We start from the raw sequence: 17,200 nt of genomic DNA, 5'->3' as shown, positions 1-17,200 counted from the left end.
TAATGACTATCGATAGGAGGAGTTTTGGTGGCAAAGCTGGCTTTTGAGAGTTGAGGGCGTGCTGCTAAGCTGAAAAACAACCGTAGGTGGATGTTCCTAGTTTGTAATTGGTTGAGTTTTAATGAAATTTTTAGGATTTTCTGCAAGTGTGCCCAGTGTCCCGTTCAAGCGAAATGCCCGAAACTGGGGGGCTGAAGGCTGTTTGTAACCTTGAATATGGCGCTTAAGCCCGTGTTCTTAGCGGATTTTTCAGTTGTTTTGGAAAAATTCCACCAGATTTAGCATAATTCCGCAAAATAAGAGAGAAATTTTTTCTCACTTCCAGTATCGTAGCCAACCATTTTCAACCACAGCTTATTCAGAGACTGCCGTGACTGACTTATCCTTGTACCGCAACATCGGTATTTTCGCCCACGTTGATGCCGGAAAAACCACCACCACTGAGCGTATCCTCAAGCTCACGGGTAAAATTCACAAGCTTGGTGAGGTTCACGAGGGTGAATCGACGACCGACTTCATGGAGCAGGAAGCTGAGCGTGGTATTACCATTCAGTCAGCCGCTGTCACCTGTGAGTGGAATGGCCACCGACTGAACGTTATTGACACCCCGGGACACGTTGACTTCACCGTAGAAGTTTACCGTTCATTGAAAGTTCTCGACGGCGGCATCGGCGTATTCTGTGGTTCTGGTGGTGTTGAGCCCCAGTCTGAAACCAACTGGCGCTATGCCAACGAATCAAAAGTATCTCGCCTGATCTTCGTTAACAAGCTGGACCGCGTTGGCGCGGATTTCCTGCGTGTTGCCGATCAAGTGAAAAACGTTCTCGGGGCCAATCCGCTGATCATGACACTGCCTATCGGCCGTGAAGATGAGTTTACCGGCGTTGTCGACCTGCTGAGCAACAAAGCCTACGTGTGGGATGACTCTGGCCAGCCAGAAAACTATGAAGTGACCGACGTTCCTGCGGACATGGAAGAAGATGTTGCCATGTATCGCGAGCAGCTGATCGAAACAGCTGTAGAAATGGACGACGACCTGATGATGGCATACATGGAAGGCGAAGAGCCCTCTATTGATGACATCAAGCGTTGTATCCGTAAAGGTACGCTGGAACTGGCTTTCTTCCCCACCTACTGTGGTTCGGCCTTCAAGAACAAAGGTATGCAGCTGCTGCTGGACGCCGTTGTTGACTACCTGCCAAGCCCAACCGAGGTTAACCCGCAGCCGTTGACTGATGAAGAAGGTGAGCCTACTGGTGAGTACGCCATTGTTTCTGCCGATGAGCCACTGCGCGCGCTGGCATTTAAAATCATGGACGACCGTTTTGGCGCCCTGACCTTCGTGCGTATCTACTCCGGTAAGCTGAACAAAGGCGACACCATTCTTAACTCATTCACCGGTAAGACTGAGCGTATCGGTCGTATGTGTGAAATGCAGGCCGACGAGCGCAACGAGCTGAGCAGCGCTCAAGCGGGTGACATTATCGCTATCGTGGGCATGAAGAACGTACAGACTGGTCACACACTGTGTGATGTTGACCATCCATGTACACTGGAAGCGATGGTATTCCCAGAGCCTGTTATCTCTATCTCGGTAACTCCGAAAGATAAGGGTTCAACTGAGAAAATGGGTATCGCTATCGGCAAGATGGTTGCAGAAGACCCTTCATTCCGCGTTGAAACAGACGAAGATTCTGGTGAGACCATCCTTAAAGGTATGGGTGAGCTGCACCTCGACATCAAAGTCGACATCCTCAAGCGCACCTACGGTGTTGAACTGGAAGTGGGTCAGCCTCAGGTAGCCTACCGCGAGACCATCACTCAGAAGATCGAAGACAGCTACACTCACAAGAAGCAGTCTGGTGGTTCTGGTCAGTTTGGTAAGATCGACTACACCATGGAGCCTGGCGAGCCTAACTCTGGCTTCACCTTCAGCACCTCTGTTGTGGGTGGTAACGTACCTAAGGAATTCTTCCCAGCAATTGAGAAGGGCTTCAAGTCGATGATGGACAACGGCCCACTGGCTGGTTTCCCCGTGTTGGACGTTGCTATTAACGTTCATGACGGTGCCTACCACGCGGTTGACTCCTCGGCAGTGGCCTTCGAGATCGCTGCGAAAGGCGCTTTCCGTCAGTCTATGCCAAAAGCAGGCGCACAGTTGCTTGAGCCGGTAATGAAAGTTGACGTGTTCAGTCCTGAAGACAATGTCGGTGACGTAATCGGTGACCTTAACCGTCGTCGCGGTATGATTTCTGGTCAGGAAGCAGGTGTAACAGGTGTTCGCGTTAAAGCCGATGTGCCTCTGTCTGAAATGTTTGGCTACATCAGCACCCTGCGTACAATGACCTCAGGTCGTGGCCAATTCTCTATGGAGTTCTCGCATTACTCGGCTTGCCCGGCTAACGTAGCTGAAGAAGTTATTGCCAAAGAGAAAGAGAAAAAAGCAGCGAAATAACACCGCTGACTAGTTCTTTTCGAAAGCCCCTGCGGGAATCCGCCGGGGTTTTTTTTTACCTTTTGAAATTGTGTTGGGTCTTGACGCTGTTGTCTGGCGTGCCTGCGCGGGTAAAGGGTCCCAGCCCTATTAAATACGCAGCACAGGGTGCGTAAAACGTGTTAAATACTCACGAGCTTTGTCGACTACCGCGTTATCCGCGCTGGTAAAATTCCTCTTCCCTCAGGAGAGAGTGTTCATGTCTAAGCCCAAAGCGTCGAAAAACAAACGGCCACTATTAGCGGAACTGCGTAGCCAAGCGTTGCTGATGAATCAGCGGGCGGTGCAGGCTGCCGTGAATACTTATGACTGGGTATTGCGCCCAAAGCAATTGGTGAAGTCTGGGTTGACCGAGTATGAAACGGTTTACGCGGGGGATCTAATGAAGGTGCGTTACTACTCCCTCGACGATGAAGACGAGATCGAGTTGGAAGATGGCAGCCGGATGCCGGTGCGTCGCCGTCAGCACAGTGTTCCCCTGGTGTTGGTGCCGCCTTTGGGCGTCACCGTAGAGACATTTGACCTGCTGCCGCAACGCTCGTTAGTGAGATATCTGGCGGCGCGCGGTTTTAAAACCTACCTGATCGATTGGGGGGAGCCTCAGCGTCGCCATGCCCACCTGGGCTTGTTTGACTACGCGGACGAGATGTTTACTACCGCACTGGACGAAGTTCGAAAGCACTCGGGTAAAACGGATTTGTCGTTAATGGGTTGGTGCATGGGTGGGTTGTTGTCATTGATCCACCTTGGATTGCAGCAAGACCCCAGAATTCGAAACTTAATTACCGTTGCCAGTCCAATAAATTTGCGCGGTGGCGGAATCGTGGCGGGGGCCGCACAGGCCATCAATGCGCCAGCGCAAATCGTTCGGCGCTATTCTGATTTTCGCCTCGAAAACCTCGACCCCAGCAAGCTTCAATTGCCCGCCTGGGCGACGACAGTCATCTTTAAGCTCACCGACCCGATTGGAAGCGTCACAACCTATTGGGATTTGTTGATGCGCTCGTGGGACCGCGAGTTTGTGGTTGCGCACTCGACCACCGCAAATTATCTGAACAATATGCTTATGTATCCAGCAGGCATGCTGAGAGACTTTGCAATCAAGGTTGCTGTGGATAATGACTTGGCAAGTGGCCGCATTGTTGTTGGTGAGCGGGTGGCTGAACTGGGGAATATTCAAAGTTCGCTGCTCGCCTTCGCCGGTGCGGGAGATGTGTTAGTGAAGCCGCCCATCGCCGAAAAAATCATGGACGTAGTCGGTGTGGATGTGGGGAATCATGACAAAGCATTCCACATCGCCCCCGGAGGACACATGGGGGTAATCCTTGGAAAAAGTGCACTGGAAAGCGTATGGGCGCCTGCGGCTGACTGGCTGGTGTCGCGCTCCAAGCAGCGACCATATCAGGGCCCAGGCGGCGGGTGACTTGTCGGTCAATTTTCCCCTCTTACTCTTATTGCCCCCGCGAGGTGCGCGGTATCTAAAGTGCCATGCATGAATTTTTACAGTGATTTAGGCGAATAGGGTGCCCGAAGGTCATGGTGCGTTGTGTTTGCTGCAAGCTAAATTTGGAAATGGGCACAGAATGGGCACAGAGAGACTTTTACTCAGGCGACAAAAAAGGCGAATCTGCTAAGTGCATGATTCGCCTTTCTTTTTTTGGTAGCGGGGGCAGGATTCGAACCTACGACGGTTATGAGCCTCATCTTGTAAAAACATGAAAAATGTTCTCATTTTGCCTTATGCGGCATTAATCCTTATGATTAATGCAGTTTTGGTCCTTTTGGGTCACGGACATAAGGGCACTTTATGTCGGAAGAGGCGGTTGAGGATTGGCACAATTCCCCAGTTAATGAGCTGACCTTAAGGCTAGGGGAGCGGTTTGCGAGGCTTTGCCAGTGGTCTTATGACAATGACTTGTATGAAGAGCTCGAGATTATATACCTTCTTCTCGGGCTGACCCCAAGTATTGTTGGGATCGCAAACCTCGTCGAAGAATTTGATCATCCAGAATCCAGAGAGATACTTCAGGACTGGGGGGAGAATTATCAGGCGGATCGAATTAGGCGTTTTGCTTCTGCCTTTTCAGAATCAGTCGAAATGTCGAGAGACTATGCGGCGATTTCTCCTCGCGGAACAGTTGATCAAGTTCGCCGGCAGTTTCCTGAGTTAAAGAAACGGACGTTCCTACTCACGCTCTATACTTATCCTCTTTCTCCTAGTAAAGATCCTGCAACTTTCATTGAGCGGCGGCGCCTTCGCATGTGGCTAGCTGTTCAAGCTGCGATACGCGTTGTTAACGAAGATAACATTGCAGACAGTTCGATCAGTCGCGTTTCTCGCTTCTTGAATCTTGGCCATAGCTCCCCCCGTTGGCAGTTCGTTGACCAATTGCTGGGTTCAGCTAGGCGATTTCGCGCGAGCTCACCAGAGAGCTTTGAGCGTTTCACGGAGTCTTTGCGATTAGCAGCCGATCAGATTTACCCAGACTACCAAGACGACAAGGCAATCCCTCCGGTTCTCAATGCCATTCGTGCCATCACGATGGGGAAAAGTACGCCCTACCTGGATATCGAGTATAAGCCAAAGTTCTCAGGACATTTCAGTAAAAGGCGGCCTAGCCCTCTAATATCATTTGAAACAGATGATGGTGAATATGAGCTACTACCCGGACTGAATACCGCTGAAGAGCAGCTTGAGCCCACCTGGGTCGTCCCGACTGATCCTACGGACAGCTCGGAGCTGCAACAACTCAAAACCAATAGTTTTTTCATTCAGAGGATAGAGTCATCCCATTATTTACCCTGGAGTTATGATGGGGTGTTGCCCCCCGAATTGCCGCAGCTGGAAACATGGCTAGGTAACTCACTTGCTTCGACAGATAATAAAGTCGCGCTCGGAGCGGCGCTTATCTGGATGTCTTGCCGCCTAGGGCGAACACTCCATTTTGTCCAGTTGGTTGCGGTAAATAAAGAGTCTGGGGGTGAGTGGGCACTTACTCCCTGTTTTGAATTGGCTCACCGGCTGTCCCCTAGGCGTCAAAATTCCTGGCAACCCGGTGCAACCACTCAGCAACTGGTGAAGCCACGCTCGCAAGAAATTCGGGTCAGCCTTCCAGTAAATATTACAAAGGTGCTCAAAAAGGCGGCGGGATATGCTGACAGCCAAGTCACTCATTTAGCGCATTTGTGGCAATACCAAAGTGGAGAACCGTTGGAATCTTGGTTTAACGTTATTGCCCGGCAACACTTTCCGCGCATTACCTCAGCCAAATTGGCTCAAACCGCTGGGTTGAACGCTTTCCAGCGGACCGGGGATCACAATTTTAGTCGAGTGCTGACGTCTCACCCTAATAGTGGCCTGCCGGGTGCGTGCGGTTATGCAACATGGGATATCCAAACTTTGGAAAAAGGGATTTCCCTTTCGGCTCTCGCCGAGCCGGGCCTCCCGCCAAATCCCAATGTAATGGGTAGTCTCTTAGCGCCAATTGAAGTTGTTGTTGAAAATGAAATTGAAGAGGCGGGTCGGCGTCTAAAGCGAACGAAGGACGCCGGTGATTGGCTAGCCTTCCACAACCAATTTGCGCAGTATTGTGTCCTTGCGTTATACGCTGCGACTGGATGTCGCTATCTGCGAGACCCATTTGAGTCGGTCTTGCATTTTAACTGGCAATACCGCTTTGTTTACATTAACGACAAAGCTGACGAGGGGCTGCACGCTGGTCGACTGGTGCCATTGCCGGAAAGGGTAGTGCGGCTAACCCAAACCTATTTGAACTACCTGCGTAAATTAGCCAAAGCAATTAATCATCTCAGTCCTAATCTCGCAGATGACCTGTCGCTAGTGATAGAGGGGAAATCGGAGCGACTACCGCTCTTTTTCCAGCTTGACGGGGCTATGAAATGGCATTCGATGGGCGATACCGACCTTCCTGGGGGTGCCTTGTTAAACTGGGACTTCCCGCCAAATGTGTTTCGGCACCGCTTTGCACAGCTACTTTCGCAGACAGCCATTTCGACGGAGGTGATTGACGGTTGGTTGGGGCACGCTGAACGTGGCGTCTCCACATACAGTGACTATTCTCCTCGGTGTTGGCTGTCAGATGCCTCAACGTACCGCCGGGAACTGAATGAGGTGTATGAGAGACTTCCCTTCGATATGGATTCATTCGTTAATGTGCAGCCCGACTTCAGCCGGATTCGGCTATCTAGGTCTTCCTACAGCGAGCCGACGCGCTTTGGGGACGCTCTGCGTAAATGGAACAGAAGTCAAAACGCCAAGAATGCCATTCGTATTGCGAAGAACGATATCGCCTTGACGACGGATGCTCAGCCATTGGCCTCATTAACTGCCGAGGGCATGGAGAGGCTTGTTCAGCGCATGCTGTACCAGGAGGGCACGCTTCCCCATCCCTACGCGGGTCTTAGGTTGCGAGTGCTTATCAAAGAAGCTGAGAGGAGCGGCGGTGCGGCGCGGTTTGCCATTAAACGCCGTGTAGCGGCAGTGCGACCGGAGCGCGCTCTTATATCACCAAGCCTTCCTCGCAGTATGGATACATTGGACGCGATAAAAGCTTGGGCGACAAGTACACAGTCATCAACAATAAAAGCCAAGCTATCAAAGCGGAAAGCGCTAATCCTTGGTGCGGTGCTATTCTGCATTGAGAAACGAATTAGTTACCTACGCATGCTGTGTGATATCAGTTGCGGCAGGCACTACCGCATTATTCAGCACAAACGGATGTACTTCCTAGAATACAGTGAAATCCTTGATCCTGGGGATTTCGTCGCTACTATTCAGCGTCATGAAATCAGTTATAAGGTCGCTAGCTTTCTTTGCTACGGCCAAGGGATAAAATCCAATTTAAATCCTGATACGAATCCCAGTCCTGCTGAGCTAAATCCACTGGTTGAATTGCTTGATATCGATAATTGTAAGAATCCTAATCCACACTTAGTCGTTGTTCTGAGAAGACTGACGCGGGTTATTGAACAAACTAACTTGGTACTCTTTCCGGGTATGGTCGCCGGTGCGTTAAGTGAGCGCTCGCCGCCAACAAGTCTGCCAATCCAGGATTATTTGCGGATTAAGGAATCTGAAAAGCGAGTAGTGCCGATTGCAGTAAGAGAGGTTCGCACCGATGTTGATTATCGTCGCTTACGGCTCAATCAATGCCTGCTGTCAGAGGTGGATAAAAGCCTACTGCAGGAACAGGCAAAACAGCTATTTGACGGTATTCATCACCTCATACGTGACTATAAAAAGGCCACACACCGCGTGTCCGCCAAAGCCGTTGAGGCATTGTGTAAGTCCTATGAGGGCAAGGTCAGTACAACGGTCTTGATGCTGGGTCACTGGCTTGCCTTTTTAATGCGACGGGGTTACGGGCGAAAAATGGGCTCAAAGCCTTACGCGCTTAATACAATTGAGACCTATTTCAGTCGGCTCAATAAGGCCTTTTTAACACTTGCCTACGATGTGGACTTGATAGCCGCCGATGAGGGTGAGATCACGCAGTTCTATAACAACGTACTCGATTTTCATCGACGTAGAGGTAGTGATACTACTTACTCAGGTAAACGATTGAAGGAGTTCCACCAATGGGCAAGTGAATGTGGTGTTGATGACCCAGATTGGGCGGATATAGATATAGAGAATGAGGGCCGGCACGTACGTCCCGGAGTGCTTTGCGAGGCAGATTATCAGTCGTGTCTGACGGTACTTGAAGATGGATTGTGGGGACGTAACGAAGAACGCCTTTTCATGGGTTTTTTATTGTTACTCACATATCGCTTTGGCCTGCGCAGAAATGAGGCTTTAGGTCTTCGTAAAAAAGATTGGTGTCACTCAGAGGATTTTACTTGGGTATTGATTCGGAACAATACGTATAGAACGCTAAAAAGCACCTCGAGCCGGCGCGCCGTCCCATTACTATTTCCACTTTCTACATGCGAAAGATCCTTAATCGATAACATCATGACGCGCTACGATAGCCTGTCAGGTGTGAGCCACAGCATGCCAATATTCTGTGAAATACACAAAGAAAGTATAAAATTAACGTCGATGGCCGAGAAGCTACCCACTCAGGTAATCGAGCTGGCGCGTCAAGTGACTGGCAATACCACATTAGTGTTACACCACTGTCGCCATAGCTTTTATAACCGACTTGCGATTCCGCTGCTGGGCCTGGATACACCACTGACGCAGTTACTCGCGGGGGAGCTCAATAGGGAAGTCGTCAGGCGTATCGTACTCGGGGAGCAACATGCTACTACTCGTCGCTCAGGTATGGCCCTCGCTCGACTTGTTGGGCATAGCCTCCCTGCTATCGGACTAAAAAACTACAATCACTTACTTACCGATTGGGCTGATGCATTGACCCCGGTAAAAACTCAACGAGCAGGCTTGTTGGCCAATGCAGTTAGTACGAAGAGCTTCGGGATATATAAAGAAAAATCAGAACCTTGCGTTCGCCCAATAAGTTACCAGCCGATAAATATGCTATTGATATTAAAGACGATGCGGCTCGCCTCTCAGGGAATGGGCGTGATGAGGGCTGGGAGGCGTCTTAACCTGCATCCAGATGACTATCAAAAAATAGCGACATTGGTAGATGTAGCCAGTAAATTGATGCGGTTTAGAGAGCGAGGTAAAGGCACTCGATGGATTAATGGTGAGGAATATACAGGGACGGTACTTGATTTCATTACGGAGGCAGGGTGGAGCCGACTGATCGAGTGGGGTGGGGGCGTTGATGTCAGTGATGACAAGGGAGTGGCAAGTTCTCTGGATATAAATGATCTTCCTTTTTTAATTAGCCGGAATCGTCAGATTCTGATAAATTGTGCTGAGCAATGCTCACTTGTTATCGAGTTGTTTAAAAAATTAGCGCTAAATCATGCTGATTTCGCCGTGGTAGTAAAAAATGGTGACGAAAAAGTGGCTGAGTTACTAAGCAAAAATGGCTTCAGCGTGATATCTGAAGGGAGCTATGCGTCGCGTCAGTTAGATCCGTATCCTGTCGTCATTAGTGGGGTGGAACACAGATGCATGGAATACGGCGGCTTGTGTTTTGAGCGTCGAGCATCAGGTGTTGTGCGAAATAGCTACGAACTATCAGTCGCTTTACTGGCCTACGGAGCTTTGACGTCTATATTTAGCGCCTGACGTGTTAAAACAGCCCTAGAATAAGTCATAAGATGCATCTGTCAGGGTTAAATCAGTGAGATGATACTGCTTTTTATTCTTGGCAGTATCAACAGTTTGTACTCCTTTGAACTCAAGTAATTTTCCCTGCGAGATCGCGTCGTTAGTTTGTCGAATCATATCTATTCTCTTAATGATGAAATTGATGGGATTGTCAGTCGGAATATTGTTGTCGTCAAGTGGGGTAAGCGAAACGATATTCGAGTCGATCAAAAATCCGTTTGGTCTAGCCAAGCCTTTCATTATCATTGTCGTTTGTTCTGCTAGAAGAGGTTCGTCAAAATTACCCTGGAATACAATGCCGTTATCTGATTTTTCAGCTGGAAAGGAGACCGTAAAGGGATCTTTGATGCGTTTTCCTGCGCAAGATGAGCGATATCTAGATATCGCTAAGTCAAGAAGTTCACGATGGTCATCAGACAGGCTGTCGCTATAATCGGCGTCGATTTCCATCTGGGAAATGACGGATCGACAAAAGTACTTAGTCGCAGAAAGAATGGTGCTAAATATCGAATTTGATATTTTTCCACCATAAATTGAAATGACTGTCCCATGATCATGGTTGTCATCTCGCTTCAAAAATACTCTGTCCTTGCTTGCAATGCTCAGTAGGTCGTTGGTAAAAAATTCGACCACAAAGTCATTCAAAGATTTGATTAGCGAATCTGAAAACTTCTGTATTTCGCGGCTGATTAACTTCTTGCTATCAAATTCGATATAGTCATCTTCCACCTTGGATACGGCACCTTCGTGCGGCTGAATAATGCAAATATTCCGTGAATCGCCAAATTTGTATTCGCTATATTTACTCATAATGATAGATCCATAATAATTATTAGATTTATATAGATATAACGAAATATCGGCCAAAATCAATAAAAAACTTCATTTAAAACAATTATTTATGAATGGCAAGTATTTTGGTTTATGTCAGCTGAGCGGAGTTTGTGTCCGAATTGAGGGGGTAGCTTGTGTGGAGGAAGTCTCTAAAATTCAATTTTCGATCTAAGTGGTTACAGTAAATTACCAACCTCCGCCAAACACATGGTAGGCAAGATATTTGCGCACCTGCGATGCTTCACCGCATTGCACTAGTTGCCACGGCGATCTCTCTTCAAAAGCCCTTATTTCGACATGTATGTAGTCCGCGGGAGGAAGATTAGGGAACAACACTCGGACAAATTGGTGGATGACAATGATGTTGCTTAGATCATCACTGCTGATAGCACTGATAAAAGCAGCCGCTTTGAGGTCTGGTACACGCCATTGCTGAAGTATCTGGCTTGCCCACTTCTGGCCGGCTGGCCGAGGCATGGTGAGCATATCCTCGTCAGGCGCATCTCGCAGGGCATCAGGTGGTTCGATACCAAGCATTCTTAACTCGCCAAGTCGCATTATCTGTATTTGGCTGTCGGATTCATTAGTTTTTTTCATGTACCTATCCTTTGCAGTAAGTTGTGTCACCCCCTATTCTAGAGGCTTCTGCAAAGTGCGGTAGTGGGCGCCGCAGCGCTACGACGTATTCTGGCCTAGTTGATTGATCCGTAGGAATCTTTAGAAAAAAGCAAGTCTCGCCACGCTCTGGTGTAGTACCGGTTCAGCTCCACGAATGTCAGACTAGCAATGAGTACAATTGCAGCGTTGAACAGAACGAAACCCATTGAGATCATGTATGCCACCGTTTTGCTGATGGTGTGAGTGATAGGTGAGTCAGCGCGATGATTTGAGCGTGTTTCGCAACTGTTCTCACACCTTTGGCTGTGTACCAAGAAAGACTGGCATCACGGCTTCTTCTGAGCCCGCCTCTTTTGGATATAGGCAGCTAGTCGCTCTGCGTTTAGGTAAAATATGAGTGGTACGCTAATTGCCGCGACTACCAATAGCAGCGCTAACAGCAGTGCAGTCAATTCGCCCATCGTCTTTCCTCCCTGAATTGATAGTCTACGCGCGCTCCTGCATTGGCGTGGTGTTAATGGCATCCCCAAGTCTTTCCTTGAGGCAGTGTTGGCAGAGGTCGCAGGTGATTTTGACGCCGTCTCCAAATATAGGGTAAGCGGATTAAATGGTTGATCTTACCTTTGCATGAGAGTGAGACAGACCGGCATCTCATCGGATTATCTGGTTGATGCTTCACCTACTGCTGGTGCATGTTTCCTTCGCTAATTCCAGCAAGAACCCCACACGCCTCAACTTCCCGGTCATCGTTGCAACTCGCTCTCAGTGAAACGAGTTGTTTCTCAAGCGCTTGCAGAGCGGTTATCTGCGACCGCACATGAGAGATGTGATCATCGAGCAAGGCGTTGACGGCGGTACAAGGCTGATGAGGGTCGTCCTGATAGCTCTGTAGTTCGTGAATCTCAGCCAGTGACAGGCCCAGGATTCTGCAGCGACGGATGAAGGCCAGCCCCTCACCATGCTTCTCGGTATAGACACGGTAACCGTTGTCCTGCCGATCAGGCGGCGGCAACAAGCCCTGCTGTTCATAGAAGCGGATCGTCTGTGTTTCGACCCCTACCAACTGCGCCAACTGACCAATGCGCATCAGCCTCCTCCCCAACGGATTCTTTACTCTATTGACCTTATAGTAGCTTTATAGTTTTAAATGGTACCACAACATTGTTCAAGTGGAGTCGTATCATGAGCAAATCCTGTGGTGGCGCCTGTGGCGGTGATGCAACGTCCGCAGCGGATACCGATATACAGGCCTCCTCCGAGGCGCCAGGGAGATGGGTCAGTGTTTATGCCGTGCCGAAGATGGACTGTCCATCAGAAGAACGAATGATTCGCCTAGCCCTGAACGGCTTTGAGGAGATTCGGGCGCTGTCCTTCGACTTGTCGAACCGCCGGCTGAAGGTCGTGCATGACGGCGAGGTCGAGCCCGTCACCTCGAAACTGAAGACCTTGGGGCTAGGCGCCTCGCTTCAGGAAACCGTCGCTGCAAATCCGGAGACCATCAAGGCCGCCGAGTTTTCGGCAGCTTCTGCTAAGCAAGAATCCGGGACCCTGCGCTGGTTGCTCGGCATCAATGCACTTCTGTTCGTGGTGGAAATGACTGCCGGTCTGATCGCCCAGTCCACCGGCCTGATTGGAGAATCCCTGGACAATTTTGCCGATGCGGCGGTGTACGGGCTTGCCCTTTATGCGGTTGGACATAGCGTGAAAATGCAGGTACGTGCCGCGCATCTTGCTGGTGTACTGCAACTGATCTTGGCTGTGGGCGTGCTCGTAGAGGTGGTGAGACGCTTTGTATTCGGTAGTGAGCCTGAATCGCTGGTGATGATGGCTATCGCATTCGTCGCATTGATTGCCAATACCAGTTGTCTGCTGCTCATATCCAAACATCGGGAAGGCGGGGCGCACATGAAGGCAAGCTGGATATTCTCGGCCAACGACGTGGTGATCAACCTGGGGGTCATCACCGCCGGCGCCCTGGTCGCGTGGACCGGTTCCAATTATCCGGATCTGATTATCGGCACCATCGCGGGGGGCATTGTACTTAACGGTGCCAGACGCATTTTGGCGTTGAAGGGTTAAATAATGCTCATTATTGGCAAAAAGCTCTCGCCGTATGCCCTATTGTCCATATCGGGCCTGCTGGCAGCGTCTGATCAGGCTGTAAAGTGGCTGGTGCAGCAATCAATGGCCTATGGCGAGTATGTTTCGGTGACCCCGTTCTTTAACTGGGTGCACCTATGGAACACCGGTGCCGCATTCAGTCTTTTTGCGAATGGTGGAGGCTGGCAGCGCTACTTTTTTAGGGTATCCGGATTATCTGGTTGGTATGCGAGAGAGAAAGGTGGCCGACAAACTCAACCCACAACGGATTAGCTGGTTGATGGCTCGCTCAGTACGCTCACTTGCTAGGTTCTGTCTGAAAAGTTGGCACGCAAGCAACGATCTATGCAGGCCAGGCATACCATCGCTTTGAAGCTGCTGGCCAACTTGTCGTAGCGGGTGCAGACGCGGCGCAATTCTTTGATCCAGCCGAAACAGCGCTCGATGATGTTTCGCTCTCGATAGCGAGACTTATCGAAGACTCGTGGGGCGCCAGGGCGCGGCTTTCGCTTCATCTTGCGCCGGGCGATGATCGGCTTCATGCGGTGCCGGTCGCAGTAGCGGCGAAGCGGGTCGCTATCGTAGCCCTTGTCCGCCACGATGTAGCGACAGCGCTTACGTGGCCTGCCTCTGGTTCCAGGCAGGTGAACGTGTTCCATGGCCGGAATGAAGTGCCGTGTATCCGAATCCTGCCCGGGTGAGAGCGTGAAGGCCAGCGGCCATCCATGCCGATCGCAGATCATGTGGATCTTGGTTGTCAGACCGCCACGGCTACGGCCCAACGCATGGTCTACGGGTTCTTGGTGTCCCCCTTTTTGCCGCCTCCAGAGGCGGCACGGGTGGCGCGGATCGACGTCGAATCGATCATCCAGGTGTCCAGGTCCATCAAGCCATTTTCTCGCAAGCAGAGCTGGAGACGCGCCAGGATGGCCTCGAAGGTGCCATCGTCGCGCCACTGACGGAAGCGGTCATAGACCGTCTTCCAAGGACCGTAACGCTCCGGGAGGTCACGCCACTTGGCGCCTGAGCAGAGTATCCAAAAGATACCGTTCAGCACCTGGCGGTCATCGCGGCGGGGGCGCCCTGTTCTCTGGGGTGGCGACACGATGTCTTCTATGAGGGCCCAGCCGTTGTCGGAGATCTCGTAGCGTCCTGCCATGGGTCACCTATGCTGCTGAGGCATAGGTGACATTAGCAAATTCGAGTTTTCGAACAAAGCCTAGAGAGCAGATACTTCACCAAACAGGCGATGCCCAGGACCAGCAGCAATAGTAGGGCAATTCCGATCACTGGCATTATCCAGCCCATCGCCCCCATCATCCCGCAATCGGGTAGTGTCGTGTTCATCGTGACAGAGCTCCCTGTGGTGTCCATGCCCAAAACCCGTGGTGCCGCCGCCCAGTGGCACCACGGTCGCGCTCATATCGTTCACCCGGCACAGCAGGACAACTGCGTCACATCCTTGGTGAAAGTCTGGGCACAGAGCTTGAGCCCTTCCACCATGGTCAGGTAGGGAAATAGCTCATTGGCGATGTCGTGTACGGTCATGCGTGCGCGTAGCGCCATCACCGCCGTCTGGATCAGCTCACCGGCTTCCCCCGCCACCGCCTGCACCCCCAGCAACCGGCCCGAGTCGCGTTCGGCCACCAGCTTGATGAAACCACCGGTGTCGAAATTCACCAGCGCACGCGGCACGTTTTCCAGGTCCAGCTCGCGGGTATCGACGCTGAAGCCTTGCTCGATGGCCTCGGCTTCCGTCAGGCCGACGGTGGCCACCTGGGGGTCGGTGAAGATCACCGCCGGCATGGCGCTCAGGTCCAGGGTGGCTTCGCCCCCGGTCATGTTGACGGCAGCCCGGCTGCCCCCGGCGGCGGCGACATAGACGAACTCCGGCTGATCGGTGCAGTCACCGGCGGCATAGAGCCCCGGCACCGTGGTGTGCAGATGCTCATCGACCAGAATCGCCCCACGTGCGGTTTCCACGCCGAGGCTCGCCAGGTTCAGGGCCTCGGTATTGGGTGTCCGTCCGGTGGCCACCAGCAGTTGATCCGCCCGCAAGGTGCCGGCGTTGGTGTCGACAATGAATTCATTGTCGGTGTAGTCCACGCGGCTCGCCTGGGTCTGCTTGAGGACCTCGATGCTCTCGCGGCGAAACGCCGCCTCCACCGCATCCCCTACCGCCGGGTCTTCCTGGGAGAGCAGGCGGCTGCGGGCCAGCACCGTGACCCGGCTGCCCAGCCGGGCGAAGGCCTGGGCCAGTTCCAGGGCCACCACCGAGGCGCCGATCACAATCAGCCGCTCGGGAAGGGTGTCCAGGGCCAGCGCACTGGTAGAGGTCAGGTAGGGGGTGTCGGCAAGACCCGGGATCGGCGGTACTGCCGGTCGGGCGCCAGTACCGATTAAGGCGCGGTCGAAGTGGACGACCTGCTCGCCGCCCTCGTTCAGCTTGACCATCAGGCTATGGGCATCGATAAACCGGGCCTCGCCGTGCAGGACCGTGATGGCCGGGTGGTCGCGCAGAATCCCCTCGTACTTGGCGTCACGCAGTTCCTCGACACGTCGCTGCTGCTGCTCGAGCAGCTTGGCCCGATCCACCACCGGCGCCTGGGCGCTCAGGCCTGCATCGAAGGGACTTTCCGTACGCAAGTGGGCAATATGGGCCGCGCGAATCATGATCTTCGAAGGCACACAGCCTGTATTGACACAGGTACCGCCGACGGTGCCGCGTTCGATCAGGGTGATCCGGGCGCCGCGCTCGGCGGCTTTCAGGGCCGCCGCCATGGCGGCGCCGCCGCTGCCGATCACCGCGATGTGCGGGGCGTCTTCATCACGGCCCTTGGACACCGATGCGCCTGCCGGGGAAGTGGGCCCACTGTTGGCCAGTCGAGCTTGGTAGCCAAGTCGGGTCACGGCAAACGTCAACGCCGAGGCCGGTGTCTCCGGATCAACGGCTACCGATGCCGTCCCCTGAGGATAGGATACCTCCACCGACTGCACGCCGGGCAGCTTCTCCAGGGCTTCCCTGACATGATCCGCACAGCGGTCACAGGTCATGCCACTCACGTTGAGTTCAATCATCACGTTTCTCCGAGTCTTCATTAGTAAAGCCGGCATCCTGCTTCCGCTTGTGGTATCGCGCGTAGAGAGGTAAGCCGATGGCCAGGGCGGCAAACAGCAGGTAATCGAGATAGCCTGCCAACGCGGCCAGGCCCGCCGTACCGAATAGCACCAGGGCGATTGGCGCGGCGCAACACAGCACCATCAACCCGGTGCCAAGCACGACGCTTAAAAATTTCTGCGAATCTTTCACGCTTATTCCTTCACCGTGGCGGGCAAGCTCGTAAACAACTCACCCGATGACCGCGATGTGCAGCTGCTTGATGTCACTCAGGGGGCGTATTCCTTGATTTGATAGAGCCGTTGTCACAACAGGCGTCGAACTGCTTCTTACGCCAAATCGCATAAATGGTCAGGCCGATGAAGAAGGCCAGGGCCGGCAATAACACAACGTCGAGATAGCCCGTCAGCCCCGCCAGGCCCACCGTGCCAAGCAGGATCACCAGGATCGGCGTAAAGCAGCACAATGCCACCAGGACGGTGCCGATCACGCTCACGCGCAGCAGGGGCTTGGGATTCTTCATGATCACTCTCGATCCGCTTGCGAGGATGTCGGGGTTGATGGATACCCAGCGTTGATGGTGGCCTCGGTCAATGCCTCCACCGACGTTCGGGCGTCGTCAAAGGTGACCACGGCCTCGAGATCCGCGTAGCTCACGTCGACTTGCGAGACGCCGTCCACCTTGTTGAGGGCGGCCTTGACGGTGATCGGGCAGGCGGCACAGGTCATGCCCGGCACCGACAGCGTCACGGTCTGCAGGGCCGCTAAGGCGGGCGTGCTGAGCAGGGCGAGTAGCGCGATGAAGGCGAAACGAGCTTTCATGGTAGAT

The 17,200-nt window shown here is 52.4% G+C and carries 14 protein-coding genes; 5 read left to right on the top strand and 9 right to left on the bottom strand.

Annotated features, from left to right (window positions below; genetic code table 11):
- Positions 1-370: 370 nt before the first annotated feature.
- The 3 genes from fusA (at position 371) to AC2Q8J_RS07775 (ending at position 9,659) form a co-directional block, all read left to right on the top strand.
- A complete protein-coding gene (fusA, locus tag AC2Q8J_RS07785; protein ID WP_486452571.1) occupies positions 371-2,455 on the top strand; it encodes an elongation factor G in 2,085 nt (694 codons plus the stop codon).
- A gap of 238 nt (positions 2,456-2,693) precedes the next feature.
- Complete coding sequence (locus AC2Q8J_RS07780) at positions 2,694-3,917, top strand: alpha/beta fold hydrolase (protein ID WP_486452570.1); 1,224 nt, start codon at positions 2,694-2,696, stop codon at positions 3,915-3,917.
- A 384-nt stretch (positions 3,918-4,301) separates the two neighbouring features.
- Positions 4,302-9,659 (top strand): hypothetical protein, encoded by a 5,358-nt coding sequence (locus AC2Q8J_RS07775; protein ID WP_486452569.1) that lies wholly within the window; start codon positions 4,302-4,304, stop codon positions 9,657-9,659.
- A 15-nt stretch (positions 9,660-9,674) separates the two neighbouring features.
- Here the strand turns inward: AC2Q8J_RS07775 and AC2Q8J_RS07770 are convergent, their stop codons facing one another.
- The 3 genes from AC2Q8J_RS07770 to cadR form a co-directional block, all read right to left on the bottom strand.
- Positions 9,675-10,511, bottom strand: a complete 837-nt coding sequence (locus AC2Q8J_RS07770) for a hypothetical protein (protein WP_486452568.1) — start codon at positions 10,509-10,511, stop codon at positions 9,675-9,677.
- Between the two features lie 210 nt (positions 10,512-10,721).
- Complete coding sequence (locus AC2Q8J_RS07765; protein ID WP_486452567.1) at positions 10,722-11,132, bottom strand: hypothetical protein; 411 nt, start codon at positions 11,130-11,132, stop codon at positions 10,722-10,724.
- Between the two features lie 700 nt (positions 11,133-11,832).
- A complete protein-coding gene (gene cadR / locus AC2Q8J_RS07760; protein WP_004364961.1) occupies positions 11,833-12,240 on the bottom strand; it encodes a Cd(II)/Pb(II)-responsive transcriptional regulator in 408 nt (135 codons plus the stop codon).
- Positions 12,241-12,335: 95 nt separating this feature from the next.
- Between cadR and AC2Q8J_RS07755 the strand changes: the two genes are divergently transcribed.
- Both AC2Q8J_RS07755 and AC2Q8J_RS07750 read left to right on the top strand, forming a co-directional pair.
- The gene (locus AC2Q8J_RS07755; protein WP_004574643.1) at positions 12,336-13,232 is read left to right on the top strand and encodes a cation efflux transmembrane domain-containing protein; all 897 of its coding nucleotides are present in this window, start codon (positions 12,336-12,338) and stop codon (positions 13,230-13,232) included.
- A 3-nt stretch (positions 13,233-13,235) separates the two neighbouring features.
- The gene (locus AC2Q8J_RS07750) at positions 13,236-13,526 is read left to right on the top strand and encodes a signal peptidase II (protein ID WP_442908304.1); all 291 of its coding nucleotides are present in this window, start codon (positions 13,236-13,238) and stop codon (positions 13,524-13,526) included.
- A 32-nt stretch (positions 13,527-13,558) separates the two neighbouring features.
- Here the strand turns inward: AC2Q8J_RS07750 and AC2Q8J_RS07745 are convergent.
- The 6 genes from AC2Q8J_RS07745 to merP form a co-directional block, all read right to left on the bottom strand.
- Positions 13,559-14,412 (bottom strand): IS5 family transposase gene (locus tag AC2Q8J_RS07745; RefSeq protein ID WP_486452566.1). Its coding sequence is split into 2 segments (ribosomal slippage): positions 13,559-14,070 and positions 14,070-14,412, totalling 855 coding nucleotides; the frame shifts between segments, so codons are not numbered across the junction.
- Between the two features lie 60 nt (positions 14,413-14,472).
- Complete coding sequence (locus AC2Q8J_RS07740; RefSeq protein ID WP_169516148.1) at positions 14,473-14,676, bottom strand: hypothetical protein; 204 nt, start codon at positions 14,674-14,676, stop codon at positions 14,473-14,475.
- A gap of 5 nt (positions 14,677-14,681) precedes the next feature.
- Entirely contained in the window at positions 14,682-16,331 is a 1,650-nt protein-coding gene (gene merA / locus AC2Q8J_RS07735) for a mercury(II) reductase (RefSeq protein WP_082051506.1), read from the bottom strand.
- Positions 16,324-16,563, bottom strand: coding sequence for a mercury resistance system transport protein MerF (merF, locus tag AC2Q8J_RS07730; protein WP_027965777.1), 240 nt, complete (start codon positions 16,561-16,563; stop codon positions 16,324-16,326). The genes merA and merF (AC2Q8J_RS07730) overlap by 8 nt, the downstream gene beginning before the upstream one ends.
- A gap of 73 nt (positions 16,564-16,636) precedes the next feature.
- On the bottom strand, positions 16,637-16,894 hold the full coding sequence (gene merF, locus AC2Q8J_RS07725; protein ID WP_033988342.1) for a mercury resistance system transport protein MerF: 258 nt from the start codon (positions 16,892-16,894) through the stop codon (positions 16,637-16,639).
- A gap of 2 nt (positions 16,895-16,896) precedes the next feature.
- Positions 16,897-17,193, bottom strand: a complete 297-nt coding sequence (gene merP, locus AC2Q8J_RS07720) for a mercury resistance system periplasmic binding protein MerP (protein ID WP_022519794.1) — start codon at positions 17,191-17,193, stop codon at positions 16,897-16,899.
- Positions 17,194-17,200: the final 7 nt, after the last annotated feature.

This window comes from Spongiibacter sp. C9W (assembly GCF_057370015.1).
The sequence above is the reverse complement of the archived record's forward strand: the minus strand, read 5'-3'. Positions and strand labels throughout refer to the sequence as shown.

Bases quoted from the DNA above. Each gene is read 5' to 3' on its own strand.
- AC2Q8J_RS07780 (WP_486452570.1), top strand. From the start codon at position 2,694: ATGTCTAAGCCCAAAGCGTCGAAAAACAAACGGCCACTATTAGCGGAA.
- AC2Q8J_RS07775 (WP_486452569.1), top strand. From the start codon at position 4,302: ATGTCGGAAGAGGCGGTTGAGGATTGGCACAATTCCCCAGTTAATGAG.
- AC2Q8J_RS07770 (WP_486452568.1), bottom strand. From the start codon at position 10,511: ATGAGTAAATATAGCGAATACAAATTTGGCGATTCACGGAATATTTGC.
- AC2Q8J_RS07765 (WP_486452567.1), bottom strand. From the start codon at position 11,132: ATGAAAAAAACTAATGAATCCGACAGCCAAATACAGATAATGCGACTT.
- cadR (WP_004364961.1), bottom strand. From the start codon at position 12,240: ATGCGCATTGGTCAGTTGGCGCAGTTGGTAGGGGTCGAAACACAGACG.
- AC2Q8J_RS07755 (WP_004574643.1), top strand. From the start codon at position 12,336: ATGAGCAAATCCTGTGGTGGCGCCTGTGGCGGTGATGCAACGTCCGCA.
- AC2Q8J_RS07750 (WP_442908304.1), top strand. From the start codon at position 13,236: ATGCTCATTATTGGCAAAAAGCTCTCGCCGTATGCCCTATTGTCCATA.
- AC2Q8J_RS07740 (WP_169516148.1), bottom strand. From the start codon at position 14,676: ATGAGCGCGACCGTGGTGCCACTGGGCGGCGGCACCACGGGTTTTGGG.
- merA (WP_082051506.1), bottom strand. From the start codon at position 16,331: ATGATTGAACTCAACGTGAGTGGCATGACCTGTGACCGCTGTGCGGAT.
- merF (WP_033988342.1), bottom strand. From the start codon at position 16,894: ATGAAGAATCCCAAGCCCCTGCTGCGCGTGAGCGTGATCGGCACCGTC.
- merP (WP_022519794.1), bottom strand. From the start codon at position 17,193: ATGAAAGCTCGTTTCGCCTTCATCGCGCTACTCGCCCTGCTCAGCACG.